Annotated in this window: 14 protein-coding genes; 2 read left to right on the forward strand and 12 right to left on the reverse strand. The window is 54.8% G+C overall.

Annotated features, from left to right (window positions below; translation table 11 throughout):
* Positions 1–513: 513 nt before the first annotated feature.
* Positions 514–1,509 (forward strand): small ribosomal subunit Rsm22 family protein, encoded by a 996-nt coding sequence (locus tag VAE55_RS00005; RefSeq protein ID WP_322813780.1) that lies wholly within the window; start codon positions 514–516, stop codon positions 1,507–1,509.
* 63 nt (positions 1,510–1,572) lie between these two features.
* Positions 1,573–4,668 carry a PAS domain-containing protein gene (locus VAE55_RS00010; RefSeq protein WP_322813781.1) on the forward strand — a complete coding sequence of 1,032 codons (3,096 nt, stop codon included), beginning with the start codon at positions 1,573–1,575 and terminating at the stop codon, positions 4,666–4,668.
* On the opposite strand, the gene VAE55_RS00015 is transcribed toward VAE55_RS00010, so the two are convergent.
* From VAE55_RS00015 to VAE55_RS00070, 12 genes are read right to left on the reverse strand one after another with little or no spacing between them, the layout of a single operon-like run.
* Entirely contained in the window at positions 4,657–5,892 is a 1,236-nt protein-coding gene (locus tag VAE55_RS00015) for a glycosyltransferase family 4 protein (RefSeq protein WP_322813782.1), read from the reverse strand. The two genes, VAE55_RS00010 and VAE55_RS00015, sit on opposite strands and share 12 nt — an antisense overlap.
* A 4-nt stretch (positions 5,893–5,896) precedes the next feature.
* Complete coding sequence (locus tag VAE55_RS00020) at positions 5,897–7,285, reverse strand: phenylacetate--CoA ligase family protein (RefSeq protein WP_322813783.1); 1,389 nt, start codon at positions 7,283–7,285, stop codon at positions 5,897–5,899.
* A complete protein-coding gene (locus VAE55_RS00025) occupies positions 7,282–8,148 on the reverse strand; it encodes a carbohydrate deacetylase (protein ID WP_322813784.1) in 867 nt (288 codons plus the stop codon). The genes VAE55_RS00020 and VAE55_RS00025 overlap by 4 nt, the downstream gene beginning before the upstream one ends.
* Positions 8,145–9,371: a glycosyltransferase family 4 protein gene (locus tag VAE55_RS00030; RefSeq protein ID WP_322813785.1), complete on the reverse strand. Its 1,227-nt coding sequence runs from the start codon at positions 9,369–9,371 to the stop codon at positions 8,145–8,147. The genes VAE55_RS00025 and VAE55_RS00030 overlap by 4 nt, the downstream gene beginning before the upstream one ends.
* Positions 9,293–10,105 carry a glycosyltransferase family 2 protein gene (locus tag VAE55_RS00035; RefSeq protein WP_322813786.1) on the reverse strand — a complete coding sequence of 271 codons (813 nt, stop codon included), beginning with the start codon at positions 10,103–10,105 and terminating at the stop codon, positions 9,293–9,295. Before VAE55_RS00035 ends, VAE55_RS00030 begins: the two co-directional genes overlap by 79 nt.
* Positions 10,102–11,295, reverse strand: coding sequence for a glycosyltransferase (locus tag VAE55_RS00040; protein WP_322813787.1), 1,194 nt, complete (start codon positions 11,293–11,295; stop codon positions 10,102–10,104). The genes VAE55_RS00035 and VAE55_RS00040 overlap by 4 nt, the downstream gene beginning before the upstream one ends.
* Positions 11,292–12,647: an O-antigen ligase family protein gene (locus tag VAE55_RS00045; protein ID WP_322813788.1), complete on the reverse strand. Its 1,356-nt coding sequence runs from the start codon at positions 12,645–12,647 to the stop codon at positions 11,292–11,294. The genes VAE55_RS00040 and VAE55_RS00045 overlap by 4 nt, the downstream gene beginning before the upstream one ends.
* A 12-nt stretch (positions 12,648–12,659) precedes the next feature.
* Positions 12,660–13,565 carry a glycosyltransferase family 2 protein gene (locus VAE55_RS00050; RefSeq protein ID WP_322813789.1) on the reverse strand — a complete coding sequence of 302 codons (906 nt, stop codon included), beginning with the start codon at positions 13,563–13,565 and terminating at the stop codon, positions 12,660–12,662.
* Position 13,566: 1 nt separating this feature from the next.
* The gene (locus VAE55_RS00055) at positions 13,567–14,574 is read right to left on the reverse strand and encodes a GDP-L-fucose synthase (protein WP_322813790.1); all 1,008 of its coding nucleotides are present in this window, start codon (positions 14,572–14,574) and stop codon (positions 13,567–13,569) included.
* Between the two features lie 21 nt (positions 14,575–14,595).
* Positions 14,596–15,636, reverse strand: a complete 1,041-nt coding sequence (locus VAE55_RS00060) for an NAD(P)-dependent oxidoreductase (RefSeq protein ID WP_322813791.1) — start codon at positions 15,634–15,636, stop codon at positions 14,596–14,598.
* Positions 15,637–15,657: 21 nt separating this feature from the next.
* Positions 15,658–17,178 carry an efflux RND transporter periplasmic adaptor subunit gene (locus tag VAE55_RS00065; protein ID WP_322813792.1) on the reverse strand — a complete coding sequence of 507 codons (1,521 nt, stop codon included), beginning with the start codon at positions 17,176–17,178 and terminating at the stop codon, positions 15,658–15,660.
* A 3-nt stretch (positions 17,179–17,181) separates the two neighbouring features.
* A complete protein-coding gene (locus VAE55_RS00070) occupies positions 17,182–18,591 on the reverse strand; it encodes a polysaccharide biosynthesis tyrosine autokinase (RefSeq protein ID WP_322813793.1) in 1,410 nt (469 codons plus the stop codon).
* Positions 18,592–18,640 lie beyond the last annotated feature (49 nt).

The following is an 18,640-nucleotide window of genomic DNA, read 5'->3' on the forward strand; positions in this document are numbered from 1 at the left end:
GCTCGTCACGATCATGGAATTGTTCGGCAATGAATGAGATACCTTCACAGTAGATGTTTTTTGAAACAGGTTCTATTCAGGGCAGGCAGCATATTTTGACCAACGCAACTTCTACCTCATCAGGAAGGCCCATCGAGGGTAAGGGCATGTAGGGTATCTCTGAGACCTGTTTGCGGTATACGTTTACGTATTCTATCTACCGCCAGTAGTGGCGTGATAGCGCAAAACGTTTAGAGTATGCGCAAAGTTCTACCAGCCAATCAATCTCAGTACATCGCATTGCTATCTGCGCTCCGACTTCTGGTCACGAATGGACGGATCGCTTGTCAACCACCATCTCTCATCATTGGTATAATGCAGCGCGTGCTGTGCAGAGTGGACGGATGTATCATTGTCGTCCGTTTGTACCTTTGTCATTGGTTTGGGATAGAGGTGAGATGAGCTCAATCCAGGCCCGGTGACAAATATTTCGCTTCTGGAAGGGTTGGCCCTACCGATAGCATTGGAACGCTTATGCAACTACCGACAACTCTGCAGAATGCACTAGAGCGAATGATCGCCTCGCAGCCGGCTTCGGCACTTGAACGGACTGCGCTCCAACTATCGGCCCGCTATCGCGAGACGGGTAGCGGAGCGCCTGTCATTGCCACAACGCTTGAGGCAGTAGCCTACGCAGCGTGGCGCATGCCGGCCACCTACGCTGCTCTGCGTGCTGTTTTCCGCCGATTAGCTGAAGTGCAGCCCGATTTTACGCCCAAACGGATGCTTGACATTGGTGCCGGCAGCGGTGCTGCGATCTGGGCCGCAACCGAACAATGGCCTTCACTGCAACAGGTGGTAGCAATCGAACGGCAACCGGCGATGGCCCGGATTGGTAAACAACTAACAGCCAATGCCGATCTCCCCACTATCGTGTGGCAACAGCAGGATGTGCTAACCATGGATCGCCTGTCTGAAAGTGATCTGGTGGTTGCCGGATATGTCTATGGCGAAATCGAACCAACAGCCCGTACCCTTGTACTGAGCCGACTATGGAAAGCTGCTGGTGGCGCATTGGTATTAGTTGAACCTGGAACACCGACTGGCCACACGACCATCTTGCACGCACGCAGTGAGCTAATCAAACGGAATGCTCACTTACTGGCGCCATGTCCGCATACCGCAGCCTGTCCATTGGCTGAGGGGAACGACTGGTGCCATTTTGCGCAACGCATTGCCCGCCCTGCGTTTCTTCGTCGGTTAAAAGCCGCCGAAGCACCGTTTGAAGATGAGAAATTTGCGTACCTGATCACATCGCGACATGAGGGCAAGCCGATTGACGGACGAATCGTCCGCCATCCGATCACTCACAATGGGCGGATTGAACTCCAGGTTTGTACAGATCAGGGACTGCAAGCGATAACCATCACCCGCGGTCAAAAAATGCTCTGGCGCCAGGCCCGTGACAGTGGTTGGGGCGATCCCTGGACAGACAATCCCCCCACAGGTGGAAGCAATCACGATGACTGAAGTGATATAATAGTAGATACCCGGTGCGATCCGTCGCCTCGGTTACATTTTAAGGACACCATTATGGCTGACGCACGCACCCACCTCATTCTCTTCGCAGTTGAAGATCTGCGTGAGCCGATTGCACAGACTCTTGCACCTTTCTCCTCTATCAGTTACTCATTCGTGACAACGTTACCGGAGCTGCTTGATGCGATCAATCAACATCAATCAGTCGTTGTTTTGTGTCGCGCAGAGGATTACATCAATACTCCGGTTGGCCTTTCAATAATCCTCCTCTGCGTAGATGATGATGTGCTATTAGCTCATTTTGCCAATCGACCGGGTATTGTAGACGTGTTATTTGAAAATCGTCTTCAACGCTTGCCATTCATTGTGCAACGAGAGATACGGCAACAACAAGCCCTTGACGGGGAAACCCGTCGGCTGCGCATGATTATTGAGCACTCACCGCACGGTGTGATTGAAGTGGAAACGAGCAACCGGCTTATTCGCTGGACGAATCCGGCTATGAATCAACTCTTCGGGTATTCGGCAGCAGAAATGCGCTCGCTACGCCTGGAAGAGATGCACCCGGATGAAGAACGGGCAACTGCCATTGATGCATTTCACCGGATGGTCGCAGGCGATGAGTCTCCCATTCTGAACGTGATCTGTCAGCGACGCGACGGTTCCATCTTTTACTGCAACATTGCCCCAGGAGGTGTATATGGCAATGGTCAGCGACTGATCTTTATCTTTTTTACCGATGTTACTGGTGAGTATCAAAGTCTGCAAACGCTGCGGGTAAACGCCTATCGGCTGGAACTGGCTTTGCGCACTGCCAATCAAGGGCTGTACGATATTGATGTGCGCAGTGGGTTGACCGTTGTAAATGACGAATATGCCACAATGTTAGGGTACGATCCGGCGACATTCACCGAAACAAACCAGCGTTGGCGCGAACGTTTGCACCCTGCCGACGCGGCAATGGTGTACCAGACGTATCTCGACTATCTTGCCGGACGAATCCCTGAGTATCGGGTGGAATTTCGCTCGCGGATGCAACAGGGCGGTTGGAAATGGATTCTCTCGGTTGGCGCTATTGTCGAGCGTGATGTTCATGGTCATCCATTACGCATGCTCGGTACACATACCGACATCAGTGCATTGAAGCGTCTGGAATTCCAGGAACGTTTACGGGTTCAGCTCTTCACCAGCTTGCTCGGAGGTGAAAGTTTGGAGAACCTTATGAGTATTCTATTAAAAACCTTTGAGGAGGAGCAGCCCGATACACGCTGTGCCCTTGTCCTCTTTGATACTACGAGTCGCCGACAAACGCATGTCATTGCCTCAAACCTGCCATCAGGGTTGAATGAGCTGCTGGAAGAGGGGCTGCGGCAACCATCACAATCGCGCTGGCAATCAATTCTTGCCAGGCAACGGCTCTGGATACCAGATTTGCGGCTCGATCCACAGTGGACAGATTACGCTGTCTCTGCTCAACTCCACGGTTTCACAACCCTCTGGGCAGAACCAATTTCCGGGGCAGGTGGAACCATCATCGGCGCATTTACCGTCTGGTCAGCACGTAACACGCTGCCACAGCGCGATGATCAGATTCTTCTTCAGTTTGTCGGGCATCTGGCCGGGCCGGTAATTGAGCAGCACGTGATCGCCGAACGCCTTCGAATCAGTGAAGAACGCTACACACTGGCCGAACGGGCCGTGCAGGATGGGGTATGGGACTGGGACATCATTAACGGCGTTACCTACCTTTCGCCGCAGTGGAAAGCGCTCTTCGGCTTCGGCGAAGATGAATTACCGAATGCGATTACGACCTTTTTCGAGCGCATTCATCCCGATGACTGGTCAGAGGTGACCAAAGCCCTCGACCGTCACTTTGCCGGATACGAACCGTTCCACATGGAATTTCGCATGCGTTACCGTGACGGCAAATATCGCTGGGTACTGGCACGCGGCGAGGCATTGCGCGACAATGAGGGAACGGTCACTCGCATGGTTGGGGCATTGAGTGACGTTACCGAACGCAGACAGCTTGACGAACGAATCCGCGAGACACAGAAACTGGAAGCCCTCGGCTTGCTGACCGGTGGCCTGGCCCACGATTTTAATAATCTGCTCGGCATCATCATCGGTAATCTTGATCTGTCGCTGAGCGACTGGCAAGGGGATGAAGCAACCCGTCAGGCCATTGACTCTGCGCTGCAAGCAGCGCTGCGTGGTGCCGAATTAACCAAAAGCCTGCTAGCAGTTGCCCGCCGCCAGCCGCTGGCCCCTACCAGCATTGATGTATTGCAGGTCATCCGCGAATTTTTGCCGTTGATTCAAGTTACAGTTGGATCAACAATCAAGGTTCAGTTGATCGAGCAAGCCTCCAGTCCGGCTCGTGCCGACCGGGCCGGCCTCGAAGCCGCACTTCTCAACCTGATCATCAACAGCCGCGATGCCATGCCGCAAGGTGGATCACTGGCTATCAAAATCAGAGAGCAGCATGTGACGGCAGAAGATACCATGTTGCTGGCGATTCTGGCGCCTGGCTGCTACATCGCTATCGATGTGACCGACACTGGGACGGGCATGACGCCGGAAGTTGCCGAACGGGCATTTGAACCGTTCTTTACGACCAAAGAACGCGGACGCGGCACCGGGCTTGGCCTGGCAATGGTCTACGGCTTCGCCCGTCAATCAGGGGGAACGGCACAGATTTATTCGACATCTGGACTGGGCACAACGATCCGGTTATATCTGCCGTGTGCCCAAGAGATCGAGCCGGAAGTTTCGGCGCCTGTGCCACTCGCAGCACGGCGTGAGGCGCGAATTCTGGTCGTTGATGACGACGCCGATCTGCTTCAGATCACTGCAGCTACGCTCCGTAATCTGGGCTATACCGTCTTCACGGCGACTACCGGCCAAGCAGCGCTGGCAATTCTGCAGGATGAAGTGATTGATTTACTCCTGACCGATGTAGTCATGCCTGAAATGGACGGTCGCACGCTGTCAGTAGCAGCCCAACAGATCAGTCCATATCTCAAAGTACTGTACATGAGTGGTTTTGCAGCGTTGCAAAGCACCGACATGAGTGGTCTAGTGGTAATTGAGAAGCCATTTCGCGCCAGCACCCTCGAAGTTGCCGTACAAGAGGCGCTAAACGCGTAGCTCCTGATGGACTGCCGCCTCTAACACGGCTAGCACCTCAGACGCCAATCGGCGACGATCAAAGCACTGTTCGGCTAGAAAGCGAGCATTCCGCCCGGCCTGTCGGGTAAACTCTGGATGTTCACACATATACACTATCTGCGCCGCCAGGTCGGCGGGATCGCCAGCGCGTGCGTAGCGACCGCATTGATATTCGGAGACGAGGTGTTGCAGCCACCCCGGTGTATTGACAATGACCGGTTTACCTGCCGCCAGCGCGTCGAACAGCTTGTTAGGTGAACAGGTTGCTAGTACCGGAACGTCTTTGAAGATGGTCAGACAGACATCTGCTGCTGATACCAGATCTGCTACCTCTGTCTTGGCAAGCGGATCGAGGAAGCGCACATTACGCAGACCATAATGACGACTTTGTTCTTCTAACCAGGGACGCTGACGTCCCTGACCGACCAGCACGATCAGAACATCGTTACGCCCCTGGTGTTGCAAAACCCGTGCCGCTTCTACCACCTGGCTTAAGTCGTTAGCTTCACCCATCGTGCCGAAGTAGAGAACCAGGAACGGTGGATTGCCAAGCTGCTGCCGCCAGTGTTGGCCATCGCGCTGTGGATGAAAGAGATCAAGATCGGCTGCGTTTGGAATGACACTGATCTTTTCCGGGGCTACCCCGGCATCGATCACCCCTTGCCGCATACCAGGTGAGAGGGCAATAACATGCTGCGACCGGCGGTAAATCGTCCGTTCGAGCCAGCGTGCGATAAGTATGAGAAGAGGATGCCGAAGTACCCCCATCTGGATCGGTGCCTCTGGCCATAGATCGCGCACTTCAAAGACCAGTGGCACTCGGTACCAGCGACTAGCCAGCATACCGGGAATACCAATCGTCAGTGGGGTGCTGGTAGCGAACACCACATCAGGCCGTTCCACCCGTACCACCACAATCAGGCTGGTCAGCGCAAAGAGAAGGAAGGCGATAATGCGTTGGCCATAACTAATGGCCGTGCCGCGACTATAGTCGGCATAGCCAGCCCGCACCTCAATCACGTTGATCCCATCAACCACCTGCCGTCGCCACAACCCGCCAGACCATGGCTCCTGGCGATTGGCAGCAGTAACCATCGTTACCTGATGGCCTTGCTGAATGAAGAAACGCGCAAACTCATACGAACGTGTACCGCCTACCCCGATGCGGGTTGTGAAGTATTGATGGAGATAGAGGATACGCATCGTACTACACCTCGATCTCGCGCACGACGTGCCGCAATTTACCAGCACGGGTTCGCGGCAGGCGTTCAACCAGTTCCCAGTCAATTTGCATCGTCGGCCCCAAATAGCGGCGTGCCGCTTCGATAACAGCTTCCATCGAAGCCGGGACAAAATCAGATGCCGGTACCACGCGGATCACAATGCGATCATGGGCAACCTGAGCAATCTGACTCTCTTTGATGCCCACCCCCGGCTTGGTCACATGGCTCAGTCGTCCAATCCAACGCCCATCAGGCGTCTTGATACGATCATCAATCCGCCCTTCAATCGCCAGCCACGAGGGACTATGCCGACCACAAGGACAGTCATCGGCAGCGAGAGTTGCCAGATCGCCGGTTTGATAGCGAATAAACGGTGTGCCTGAACTGGCAAATGAGGTAACGACAATCTGCCCGGTTTCACCAGGAGCGACCGGGTTTCCCTGCTCATCAACTACCTCGGCGATAGCCGCCCGACTGAGCACGTGGTAACGGTGATGCTCACATTGCCACGCGATCTGACCAACCTCTCCGGTACCATAGGTCTGCACCACCGGACAACCAAACGCCTGCTCGACGACGGCTTGCTGTTCGAGCGAGATACCTTCACTATCGGTGATGATTCCCCGTAACGCCGGTGGCCGATCACCGCTCTCCAGGATGTACGTTGCCAGCAGGTGCCACGACGTTGGATAGCCGGTCCCGTACACTACTGCATGGTCACGCAGTGCTCGCAGATAATGTGGATAATATGACAGAGCAAGATGGTAAGCCGAGCATTGCAATTGACGGTAGAGGTCAATCCAGACCCAAAATGGTGGTTGTGTCCGAGTATAAGGGACCACGTAAGCACCGGAGAAACGGGCACGTGGTTGACCAAAGTGACACCCTAGGGCTGCCAACATCGCATCGGCCGGAGCCTGGTGATTTCGCGTTGCCTCGCGGTCAAGGTAGAAGGTCAGTGGTGTTCCGGTCGATCCACTGGTTTTGCGCGGCCAAAGAGTACGGCGATTGAGATCGGGGGCGACAAGCGCGAGGGGATTGCGCCGAATCTGCTCCTTGCTGAGCATTGGTAAATTGCTCAGATCAACAAGGCTGGTCAATGGGCGATCCGGCAAGGTATCGCGATAGAACGGCACGCGCCGACGAACCTCTGCCAGCAAGTGGTTTAGGCGATAAAGCTGCCATTCCTCTTGATCAGAGCGAGAGCGAAAGTACCAGGCCGGATTATGTTCAGCAACCAGACGCCGGTAATCACCGTGACGCCGAAACCATTCGCGACGAACGGCTTCCGCATTCACCAGAATCCGTTGCAACCAGCGTGGTGAATGATCGTAGAGTTGTTGCTGAGATGGAAGCGGGAGCAATCGCATCATAGTACTTCGAAACCAACAGTCTGCACTCCTATTGCTGCCAATCGCTCAACCAATGTCGGATCGCGAAAGACTTCAAATTCGCGTAGGCGTGATTCGGTTAGACCACCGAAGAGTTCGGAAATAACCCGCGTTGCCGGGTGGATAACCAGTTCGGCGGGAAGACGACGCGGCCAGGGAATGCGTGCTACGATCTGTTCGATAGCAGCCTTACCCGGCCCAAAGCCCGGCGTACTCACAACACCAGCCGGCATCCGTAAACCGCGCTTTTCCGCCGCAGCGGCCCAACGCGCAATGATTTGCCCCTTTAACCAGTAGATTGGATGAGTCAGATAGTACCGTAACGTCGAACGATGACGAGGCACTGTAATCCGCCGGTGTGAGCGCATAGCCGGAATACCGAGGCGATGGGCCAGATCAACCACTAGTGGAAAGAGCCGGGGCAACACATGCACGTTCTGGTGAGTATTCCAAAATGCGGGCTGTCCAGTCAGTTCAACAAATCGGGCATGCTGGGCCTGCAATTCAATGATAACCTGAGTTGGAGATATGCGACGCGACAACCAGCGCCGACGAAACTCTGCCGCCGACCAGAATCGTCCATTGGGGGCGACCAGATCGGACACTTCAGACAACGATGCTACCGGCGTACCTGCCGTCAATGTCCAGTGGATGCCAATCGAAGCAGAGGGAAAATCCTTCGCTAGGCGATCTGCATCGGTATATGCCGGCATATTGGTCATTACGCAAGTCGCCCGCAATGCCCCGGCAGCGAGGCATTCTTCAATAGCTCGATTCACTTCAGAGCACATACCATAATCATCGGCAGTGATGATCAACTGATGGGGATTGCGATAGTTGCTCATAACAGCTCTGCGTATAATGCCAGCAAATATTGTGCTTCACGTTGCCAGTTATATTCATTAATTATTCGTCGCCGACCCTCAGCACCCATGGCCTGTCGTAATGCCGGGTTATCGAGTAAGTGCAGGATGGCGTTGGCATAGGCTTCGCTATCGTCGGGTGGAACCATTATTGCACAACGACCATCACCAACGAAAGGACGACTCGGTGGCAGATCGCTGAGAACTACCGGCATAGCGAGTGCCATGAACTCAAACAGCTTAGTCGGAATGTTGTGTTGGAACTTCGGCAGATCGGGGAGCGGAATAAAGCCTATCCGGGCCTGCCGCACGCGGGATGCCACCTGATCGTGTGGCACGGGATCGGGATCGATCACGAAATCGTCTTGCAAGCCACGGCGAGTCAACTCTTCCCGTGCCCATCCGATCTCCGGGCAACGCCCAAAAAAGAGCCAGCGCACCCAGCGTCCTCGCCGCCGTAAGGCTTCGGCGACTGCGAACGTCACTTCGAGATGGTAGCGCGGGATTGTCCCGTGGTATACCAGATCGAACGGTGTATCTTCAGACGGGGATGGTTGTTGGAGGAAGAGATCGAGCTGCGGAAAATTATGCACCGTTACTACCCGCTTGGCGCGAAATTGCCGCAGGTAGAGATCGGCCACACCGCGATCAGCCGTAATAATCGCATCGAAGGTCCGTGCAGCCAGGCGCTCAAGCGCAGCTATGCCAAGTTCTAATCCCTTGCGTAGGAAAGAATTGACATGATGTTTCTGACGGATATACGCCGTGTTATTTTCGTGACAATCGAACACGACCCGAGCGCCAGTTGTTGCTTTTAACCACAGACCAAGCGGGATCAATTCAGGATCGTGCAGGTGATACAGATCAGCCCTGAGCTGACGCGCCAGGGCAGCCGCCCGCCGTATCCGTTGCCAGCGACGTTTCAAAGCCAGCGCTAACCGTTGTTCGGCAGGTGCGCCAACACTGTGCAAATGAACCGCTTTGCGCTCCAGTTCAGTGACCGGCAACGATACCAGGAGATGAGTCTCGTAACCGGCTGATGCCAGGCTCGCACATTCACGGTAGAAGATGCGCTGATCAAACGGTGGATGGACGGTTGAGATATGAACAACCCGATAGGGGGCGATCAAAGGCCGCTCAATCGGGCGCGCCACCGTTCGGGCAGCAGCGGTATCATCGGATAGATAAGAGTGCGGTTGAGCCATCGCATTCCCCCAAAGATGGTCTCGTATAGACGCAATTCCCATGGTGCGTACACCGTCTGTAATGCCCGTTGCCGTTCGGCATCACGAAGTGCTGAACGTCGACTACTGACGCCACCACCGTCGAAGATTGCAACCTCTTTCGCGACGTGTCGATAACGCACGCGCCGTCGCAGGATCATGTCGAGCAGATAAGCGTAATCGGCTAGAATCCGGTAATCGGTGGCAAAAGGTTGGGCAAGATAGATCTCACGACGGACGAACCAGACCTGCTGACAGATCATTTTGCGATACAGCCAGAAGCGATTGAGCCGATCAGGGTAGGTAATCAACCGACCGGCACCGGCACGCCCGGTTCCCAGATGCGGATGCCGGACAAACGAGCGTACATCCCCGTAGAGAAAATCGGGTTCGCCACTGCGAGTAATCTCCTCTGCCACTGCCGAGAGCACATCTGGCCCGTTAAACCGATCACCAGCGTTGAGAAAACAGACATATGTTCCCTGAGCGTGGGCAACCCCCTGATTCATCGCATCGTAGATACCGGTGTCAGGAGAGACGATCACACGTACACCGAGAGACTGGAGACGCTCGGCTGTCCCATCGGCTGAACAGCCATCTTTCACTAGGTATTCAACGTCCGCAAAATCTTGTGCCAGGACGCTACGTGCCGTCTGCTCGGCATCCACCGCGCAATTCAAGGTAATCGTAATGATACTGAACAGTGGTTGCTTCACATTGTGTCTCCTGAGCTGATGGAACGCTGATAGCGGGCCCATTGCGTTTGATAGCGCCGGCGATGCTCTGGAATAAATTTGGCTTGCAACGCCGGTGGTAATCGTTTCACCAATGCTGGCGGTGTCTGTTCCCGCACTAGTTGAATCAGACGAGCTCGTGGTTGCCACCAGAACAGGTATGCCAGATAATCTCGCCAAGCCCGTAGCTGTTCCCGTCGCCGGGCTGCCTGCACCATCTGCTGATAGCGCGGATCGGCAAGCAGACGCTCAATATCGTCGGTACGACGTTGTTCAACGATCACCCGCCCTGTTGTTATATCGGCCCGCAACTCTTCAATAGGCTGTGGATGGCGGCCATCAAAACGGCACAACCAGTTACGTGTACCGTACTGATCCATAATCCACAGGCCATTTGTCAGATTCACCTCGCTGAGCAGATCGAGATTTTTCTGCAAACGACCACGCTCGCGTTCCCACGGTTGATTCTGGTAATACGCCCCTTTACGGGTATACTGGTACGGAAACACCATGTAGTAGTGATACATCCAGACCCCAAACGTATCGGCATATGCCATTCGGCGCCGGGTCACATCCCGTCCGTGTTCATCCACAATCGTCGGCGGGCGATGACTATCGTAGCGGTACCCTGGCCGCCAGCGGAAGACCCGCCGATAACGGCCCCACGGCTCACCCTGGTATTGCCGATGCCAGAACAAACCACCATCGGCTAGGTAATCAAAGCCACCCCAGAAGTGATAGGCACGAAAACAGAGACAACTGGTTTCGGGATGCTGCTGAAGATACGCTGCTACCTGGGCAATATCGGCGGGATGGTAAAACTCATCAACATCAATCTGCCACAACCAATCACCGGTTGCCCGTTCAGCATATGCCCGACTCTGTTCATCCTTCTCACCCGGCCAGAAGCCATTTGGATGACCGCACATCTCGGCAGTGACAATGATCAATTTATCGTCAGGGTCTTCTTCCGCTTTGAAACGGTACAATGTCTGTAACGTACCGTCAAGTGAATGACCATCAGGATTGGCCGAGTGGGCTGCCCGTGGACTGGCACCTTCTGCCACAATGATCTGATGTGCATAGGGGTAAATGGCACGCAAATTGTAGCGTAGAAATGGCTCACCATTGAGCACAATCATGCCAAACGTGATCCGCGGGTGGTTATTCATTGCTGTACCCCTGCTGTAACTGTGCGCTGACGTACTCGCAATAGTGCCGGCAATGGTTGATGGGCAGGAGCCATCGCTACACCGATACTGAGTGCCCACACTGCCCAAAGCGGCCAGTGCAGATGGGCGGTTGACATTGTATTTCCCGATGCTTGGCCGTGCACCACTGCAAAGAGGAACAAACTAAAGAAGACAACCCGCCACATAGACCGATCATCGTTGGGAGTCTGCGTCCAAACCGCCGGCAACCGACGCAATGCCCAAACGAGATAACCAATCAGGAACGTCATCCCAATCAGCCCCTGATCGGCCAGGGTACCGATAAAGATATTGTGCGACCAGAGTTTCTGTTCAAACCCCCACCCCCACACCGGTGAAGCGAGAAAATAGTTCCAGCCAATCAACCATAGACCACCGCGATCCTCAAAGATGTTAAACGACTCTTCAAGACCACTCTCACCTTCACGCACGATCAGGTGGGGAGCAACCTGGTACAGAAGAACGACAATTACTACAATTGCAGCAATCGCCAGCGGTACGCGCCAGGGCTTCTTGCCCGAACGCGACAATGCCCAGGCGAAGATCAAACTGGCAGCTAATCCCGCCCCACTGAGTGATTGCCGGGCACCGGTAAGAAACACTCCGTAACCACAGAAGAGCGCTAGAGCAAGCACGGCTATCATCGACCATAAATGACGGGCCTGGAGAAATAGTCCAAGTCCCAGCAGAAATGCAATACTCAAGTGATGTGAGAAATAATTGTATTCACGAATACCAAGATTCCGATACGGCAGTGATGAAAGGCCAGGATCACTCAATAGATAACTGAGTGGAACATCGATGAAGCGCAACGCTGCGTACAACCCATAGGCGCTAGTCAATAGGTAGGCGAGCGCAAACCGTCTTGCTGCACCAGAATCACGGATCACCATCAAGGCGACGAGCGATCCGATGATAATGTTTAGTAACAATGGACGTGCAATCGACATTTTGTTCGGCAAATCAAACTGATACAGCACACAAAGCGCCCATCCCCACCACAATCCCATCCACGGGATGATCCATGAATCGACAGTCGGTACCAATTGTCGTGTCGTTACATCAAGACGCTGTGGCAGCAATGACCACGTTCGTACAACATGGAGGTACCGGATCAACGCCAGCACAATCGTCATCAATAACGGCCAGGTAGCTGCGCTCGGCCCCACGAAGACCGTGCGTGTCCATAGTGCCACCGACAAATACATCGCCAACGGAATCTCTGGCCGTCCACGCCAGACAGCGTAAAGGCACACCAATCCGAGTAACACCAGTTCTATCGGGTTCAGAATGATTGGGCCAGTAACAATCATCGCCTCGCCTTGCTAGCACTCTACACCGTAGGCGCGATAAAGCCGATTCCGCACACTGGCATGTTTTTGCCAAAGCCACCAGAGCATGCGCAGGCCGGCATACCGGTATATACCAACCGGTTGCGCATAACGCCGCTGGAGTAGGGCATGCTCGCGCTGCCAAACCGCATGCAGAGTGGCGGTTTTCGCTTCTTCGTGCAGGCGAAAGTCACCGAGCGGCGGACCGGGTAAGCGGCGGCTGGGACCGGCTGCGCTGAGGCGAATGAAGAGATCGCGATCCATGCAGAAACGTAACTGGCGATCAACCCCACCTACCTGTTCATACACACTGCGCCGCCAAAAACACCCTTGCTGCGGCCAGCGATGCACACCCAATAGTGCAGTTAGGATCGGATTAGGAGGTAAAGCAAAAATCCGGGCGGTCACCCGCCCCTCAGCATCAATGAAATTCACATCACCGCTGGCGAAGGCCAGCCATGGCCGTTCGGCAAAGAAGCGACCGACTCGTTGCAGCGCACCGGGCTGCAACCGATCATCAGAATTGATCCAGGCCAGAATCTCACCGGTTGCCCGCGCAAAACCGTCGGCCAATGCTGCTGATTGACCACCATCCGGTTTGGATTGCCAGTAGCTCAGCCACGGTGCGTAGCGGCGAATGATCTCAACACTACCATCACGGCTGCCGCCATCCATCACAATGTATTCAAGGTTCGGATAACCTTGCAACAACACCGAGCGAATTGTCTCTTCCAGGTAGGCAGCCTGCTGATACGACGGTGTTACAATCGTGATACGCGGCCACCCACCTGGCCGCTGGGGAGCCGGTGGCGTTGCGACCGTCCACGGCCAGCCCGACCGGTTAGCCGGTGGTAGTGGTAGATCGGTAATTGCTGGTGCCGAACCATGTACCATTGTCATATCAGTGCGCCTCACCAGCTGCTCGCATTGCCATAAGCGACTCACGCTGGCTGCGATACCATTCAATTGTTGCTCGCAGACCATTGGCAAACGTCGTTTCGGCCCGGAAACCAAACCGCTCCCACGCCCGGCTCACATCAAGCTTACGACGCGGTTGACCATTGGGCTTCGTCGTATCCCAGACAATCCGCCCGCGAAAGCCGGTCAGATCGGCGATCAAGGTCACCAGATCGCGAATGCTAATTTCGTAACTACTGCCAATGTTCACCGGTGCCGGATCGTTGTAACGCTCACTCGCCAGCAAGATACCCTCAGCAGCATCAGCGGCATAAATGAACTCGCGGGTTGGCGAACCGTCACCCCAAACCACAATCTCATCATCGCCGCGTTCGGTGGCTTCGATACATTTGCGGATCAGGGCAGGAATCACGTGCGACGTTTCTAAATCAAAATTATCGCGTGGGCCGTAGAGATTGACCGGCAACAGAAAGATCGAATTGAAACCGTACTGCTGGCGGTACGCCTCACCCTGTACCAGCAGCATCTTCTTCGCCAAGCCATATGGAGCGTTCGTCTCTTCCGGGTAGCCGTTCCAGAGGTCGTCTTCCTTAAACGGCACCGGCGTATATTTGGGATACGCACAAACCGTACCAATCGTCACAAACTTCCGCACGCCAAACCGCCAGCTCTCGTGCAAAAGCTGCACACCCATCATCAGGTTATCGTAGAAGAACTCTGCCGGATGATCGCGATTGGCACCGATACCGCCAACCCGGGCCGCCATATGGATGACAATATCGGGTTGCGCATCGGCCAGAAGCTGGCGAATAGCCTCAAGCTGACGCAGATCGTACTGGTGCGAACGTGGGACAACGATCCGCCACGCACCACGCTCATGTAGCTTTTCGACGACATACGAACCGAGAAAGCCAGCACCACCGGTCACTACAACCGACTTGTCCTGCCAGAACTCATAGCTATCAGGCCAGTGATGATTGTTGAGATGCATAGAAACCTCACAGAGCAGGGCTTACTGGACGATGAACTGAGCGTTGCGGTACTGGCTATCAAGTGCGTCTTTGATCACACCGTTCGTCAAGACACTGGCCACCTCGCGAATGCCCTGTTCGACGCTAATCCGCGGTCGGAAACCGAGGCGTTCGCGGATTTTGGCAAACGAAACGCGAATATCGCGCATATCCCCACCGAAGGTCAGGTCTTTGTACTCAACCACAGTTCCCTCGACATGTCGTTGCACCAGGGCCACAATTTCATCCTTGGTGTAATTCCCTTCATCGCTTCCCACATTAAAAATCTCACGATCGACAACCGTTGCCGGAGCTTCCAGACCCAGCAAAATTGCGTCACACACATCGCGCACGTGCACAAACGAACGCGCGTAGCCGCGCTGGTAGATGATTAGTTTGCGGCGTGTGATCGCTTCGAGGACGAATTGGTTAATAATGAGATCAAAACGTGTGCGGGGCGATACCCCAAACAGAGTGGCGAAACGGAAGAGAATCGGCATAGTCGCTGCCCCGGCCGTGTTTTCGTGCAGGAACTGCTCGGCCGCAATCTTTGTCTCGGCGTAGAGTGATTGCGGATTCAGCGGCGACTCTTCAGTTACCGGCTTGCCATCGGTTGAGAGACCATAATTGCTGTAGGTAGAAGCAAAGACGAAACGCGGAACTCTCCCGGCCTCGGCGACGGCGAAGACCCGTTTGGTTCCTTCAAAGTTATACCGCCAGGCGACCTGCGGCCCTACCATCTGGCAGGCCGGAAAACCGACGATTGCCGCCAGATGAATGACTGCATCGAACGATGCCGGCGGCAAATCACCGACGGCAATGCCATCACCGGTGGCACGCAGAGTTGCCGGATCGCAAATATCGCCTTTAGTAAAGCGGAAGTTCGGATGATACCAATATCCCAACAAAGACGCTCCACCGAAGAGAAGGTCGTCTACCACTGTTACCGACCAGCCCTGGTTCAAGAGTACGCCAGTTAGTAATGAACCAATATACCCTGCGCCACCGGTAATCAAGGCATGAGGCGTCTTCGCACTCGTCATTTGCTTCCTCCTCTAGAATGGTTACTGACCTGCCGAAAAGACGACTTGTGCATTCATATTCCAGCGTAGCCGCTGATCCCAGCTATCGGGAATAATGCGCACGGTATACGTCGTACCGATACCGGTCTCCTGGCCAATCGGTTCGATGTAGCTGACCTTTCCGCTCAGACGTAGATCAGGGAGAGCGATGAAACTGATCGTGACGGGATCGTTTTCCTTTATCAAGCTGACGTGAATTTCACTCAGGTTAGGCACCACAATTTGCCACTGATCCAGCGTAGCCAGGGTGATAACCCGCTGATTGGCTTCAACCGTCTGACCAGGGTGCACCGTTACTGCGACCACCGTCGCATCAATCGGTGCTCGAATCTGGTACCGTTCACGGTTCAGTTCCGCCCGACGCACTTCAATTTCAGCCCGCTCGATCCGTGCCTGCGCAATCGCAATCTGGGCGCTGGTTGGTTCAGCTACCAGACGGGCGAAATCAGCTTCAGCCTTGCGCAGTTCTGCTTCGTAAACTGCCACCTCGTGGGGATGGTTGATAGTTAACTGCGCCAAACGAGCTTCTGCCTGCAAAATCCGCTTTTCGGCTGCCGCAATTTCATCAGGGGTTGCCGGACGCAATGCATTGGCCAAAATAGCTTCTGATTGTTCAACTTCGGCACGATAGGCCGCAATCTCGCTAAACTCATTCTGGCGCACCGTTTCGAGCGCAACCCGTGCTTCTTGTAGACGCCGTTCGGCGTTTTCCACTGCCCGCAATAGACGCGTTTCATTATCAATCTGGGCCTGCGTCAACATACCGCCACTCTCAACAATCTGCTGATTCGCCCAGGCGACCCGCGAATAGTCATCCTGCGCATTACGCAATTCATTCGCCAGTCGCTCAATTTGCGACTCGAGCTGGGTTTTCTCACCCGCCAACGTATTGATGCGAGTTTGCAGACGTGCTCGAGTCTCCGCTACTGCGGCTTCTAGCCGAGCACGGGCTTCGGGCGCGATTCCCTTCTGCAAGCGCTCGAGCACTGCACGCGCCTCCCGTAATTCAGCCCGGACAGCAGCAATATCGCTTTGGGTGACATTTGTCCGCCCATCGGCCAACCGGGCACGGGCCCGCTCAATCTCGGCTTCAGCCTGAGCAATTTGCTCGGGCGTAGCTCCACTACGCAACTGCTCGTAGTTCGCCTGTGCCTCTGCCAGTGCTACCCGCGCTTCAGCCAGTGTCAAATCGAGTGCCCGAATATCCAGGCTTGCCATGACATCGCCGGCCCGCACCCGATCCCCGGGTTTAACCAGCACCTCGACGACCGATCCGCCATTGACAAAACTGAGATCGAGCACAGTCATTGGCTGAACACGTCCGTTAGCGATCAGCGTGCCATTGACAATGGTTGGGGCAGCAGTCGGCGCAGGTGCCGGCGACGATTCAGTTGCCTGCGGCGTCGCCACAGCTACCGCTTCGGTATCAGGCATCGTCTGCTGAGTACAGGCACTTAGTAGCAACGCCAGCGTGGTGGTCAACATCAACCAGAAACGTCGCATAGGTCAATCTCCTGCATCGCCAACAGTCTCACTGCGGTTAGCCACCACCATTGAAGGCTTCGGTTCGGTGCGATGGGCATTAGGAAGGATGAATCGACTACGACGCTTGCAAACCCCGTTTAACACGATCCCCAAACAGGCGATATCGGTCTGCTGCAGCAGCTCCAGCATGTGTCGCAGATCACTCTCAGTCGTTTGGCCAGATCGCACAACGGCCAGGGTCGTATCCACAGCACGCAATAACAGGGTGGTATCGGCAAAGGTTAAAAGTGGAGCAGTATCGATGATAATGACCTCAGCATACTGGCGCAGTGCGTCCAGCACCTTCTCCAGATGTACCCCACCCAGCAACTGAGCTGGCAATCCCAACACATTACCCGCTGTCAGCACGTAAAGGTTTGCCTGTGCGGTAACCCGGAGAAATGGCTCAATAGCCTGAGCAGTACTACTGAGCAAGTTTGAGAGACCACCCTGATTCGGTAGGTCAAACAAGGTGTACTGGACCGGATTGCGAAGATTCGCATCAACCAGTACCACACGCCGTCCAGTTTGCGCCAGTGCTACCGCCAGGTTAGCCGCTGTTAGACTCCGCCCCTCGCCGGCTACTGCACTGATAACGGCAATCACTTGCGGACGAACATCGGCAGCCAGTGCATCGAGATGCAGCCGGAACATGCGATACGCTTCGGCATCGAGCGATGTCGGTTCCCTAAGCGTCACCAATTGGGCTGCCGGTGTTGATCCTTTGAGCCTGCCAACGGTAACCAGTGGCCGCCCACCACCGCGCCGGCTCAAATCGCCCTCATCGCTGATCCGGGTATTGAAGTAGTCGTAGAGAAAACCAATCACAATTGCAATCAGTACTGCAATAAAGGCACTGAGGACGATGTTGCGGGTATAATCCGGGCTGACCGGATTGCGTTTTGCATACGCCGGATCGACGATGATCAGGGTCGACGCCTGCGCGTAGGGATTATCGAGCAGATCACGCTCCAGAGCCTGGAACGAAGCGACAATCGCATCGGCCAGTTCAACAGCACGTTGCCGGCTGGTATCGCGCACCGAAAGCAGAAATAGCTCGGTCTTACTAACTTCAGTTGTACTAGTACGTGCTGCCAGTTGGGCAGGTGTCACTCCTTCAACCATTCCAGCCGCACGCTCCAGCACCGGCCGTACCAGCAGTAATTCACGTACTGTCAGTGCATACCGTTCACGTGCCCGGAGATCTTCGAGGGTTGGTGAAGGTCGGGCAAAGATGCCCTGATCCTGGTTCACCATGAGCATTGTTGAGGCTTCGTAAAGGCGGGGCTGGGTCTGCGAGTAGGCATAACCTACGCCGCCACCAACGAGCGCAAACAGGATGATCAACCATGCCCAGCGCCAGATAAAGAGCAGGTAGTTTTTGAGTTCCAAGTGACCCTCCACACAGTGCGCACAAGAGGTCTCTTGCACGTGCCAGATA

The sequence above is a fragment of the Chloroflexus sp. genome, from assembly GCF_034432675.1.
Classification (GTDB): Bacteria; Chloroflexota; Chloroflexia; order Chloroflexales; family Chloroflexaceae; genus Chloroflexus.

Coding starts and splice junctions, on each gene's coding strand:
- VAE55_RS00050 (WP_322813789.1), bottom strand. CDS start 13,565: ATGACAATGGTACATGGTTCGGCACCAGCAATTACCGATCTACCACTA.
- VAE55_RS00040 (WP_322813787.1), bottom strand. CDS start 11,295: ATGAATAACCACCCGCGGATCACGTTTGGCATGATTGTGCTCAATGGT.
- VAE55_RS00030 (WP_322813785.1), bottom strand. CDS start 9,371: ATGGCTCAACCGCACTCTTATCTATCCGATGATACCGCTGCTGCCCGA.
- VAE55_RS00045 (WP_322813788.1), bottom strand. CDS start 12,647: ATGATTGTTACTGGCCCAATCATTCTGAACCCGATAGAACTGGTGTTA.
- VAE55_RS00060 (WP_322813791.1), bottom strand. CDS start 15,636: ATGACGAGTGCGAAGACGCCTCATGCCTTGATTACCGGTGGCGCAGGG.
- VAE55_RS00065 (WP_322813792.1), bottom strand. CDS start 17,178: ATGCGACGTTTCTGGTTGATGTTGACCACCACGCTGGCGTTGCTACTA.
- VAE55_RS00015 (WP_322813782.1), bottom strand. CDS start 5,892: ATGCGTATCCTCTATCTCCATCAATACTTCACAACCCGCATCGGGGTA.
- VAE55_RS00055 (WP_322813790.1), bottom strand. CDS start 14,574: ATGCATCTCAACAATCATCACTGGCCTGATAGCTATGAGTTCTGGCAG.
- VAE55_RS00005 (WP_322813780.1), top strand. CDS start 514: ATGCAACTACCGACAACTCTGCAGAATGCACTAGAGCGAATGATCGCC.
- VAE55_RS00020 (WP_322813783.1), bottom strand. CDS start 7,285: ATGATGCGATTGCTCCCGCTTCCATCTCAGCAACAACTCTACGATCAT.
- VAE55_RS00025 (WP_322813784.1), bottom strand. CDS start 8,148: ATGAGCAACTATCGCAATCCCCATCAGTTGATCATCACTGCCGATGAT.
- VAE55_RS00010 (WP_322813781.1), top strand. CDS start 1,573: ATGGCTGACGCACGCACCCACCTCATTCTCTTCGCAGTTGAAGATCTG.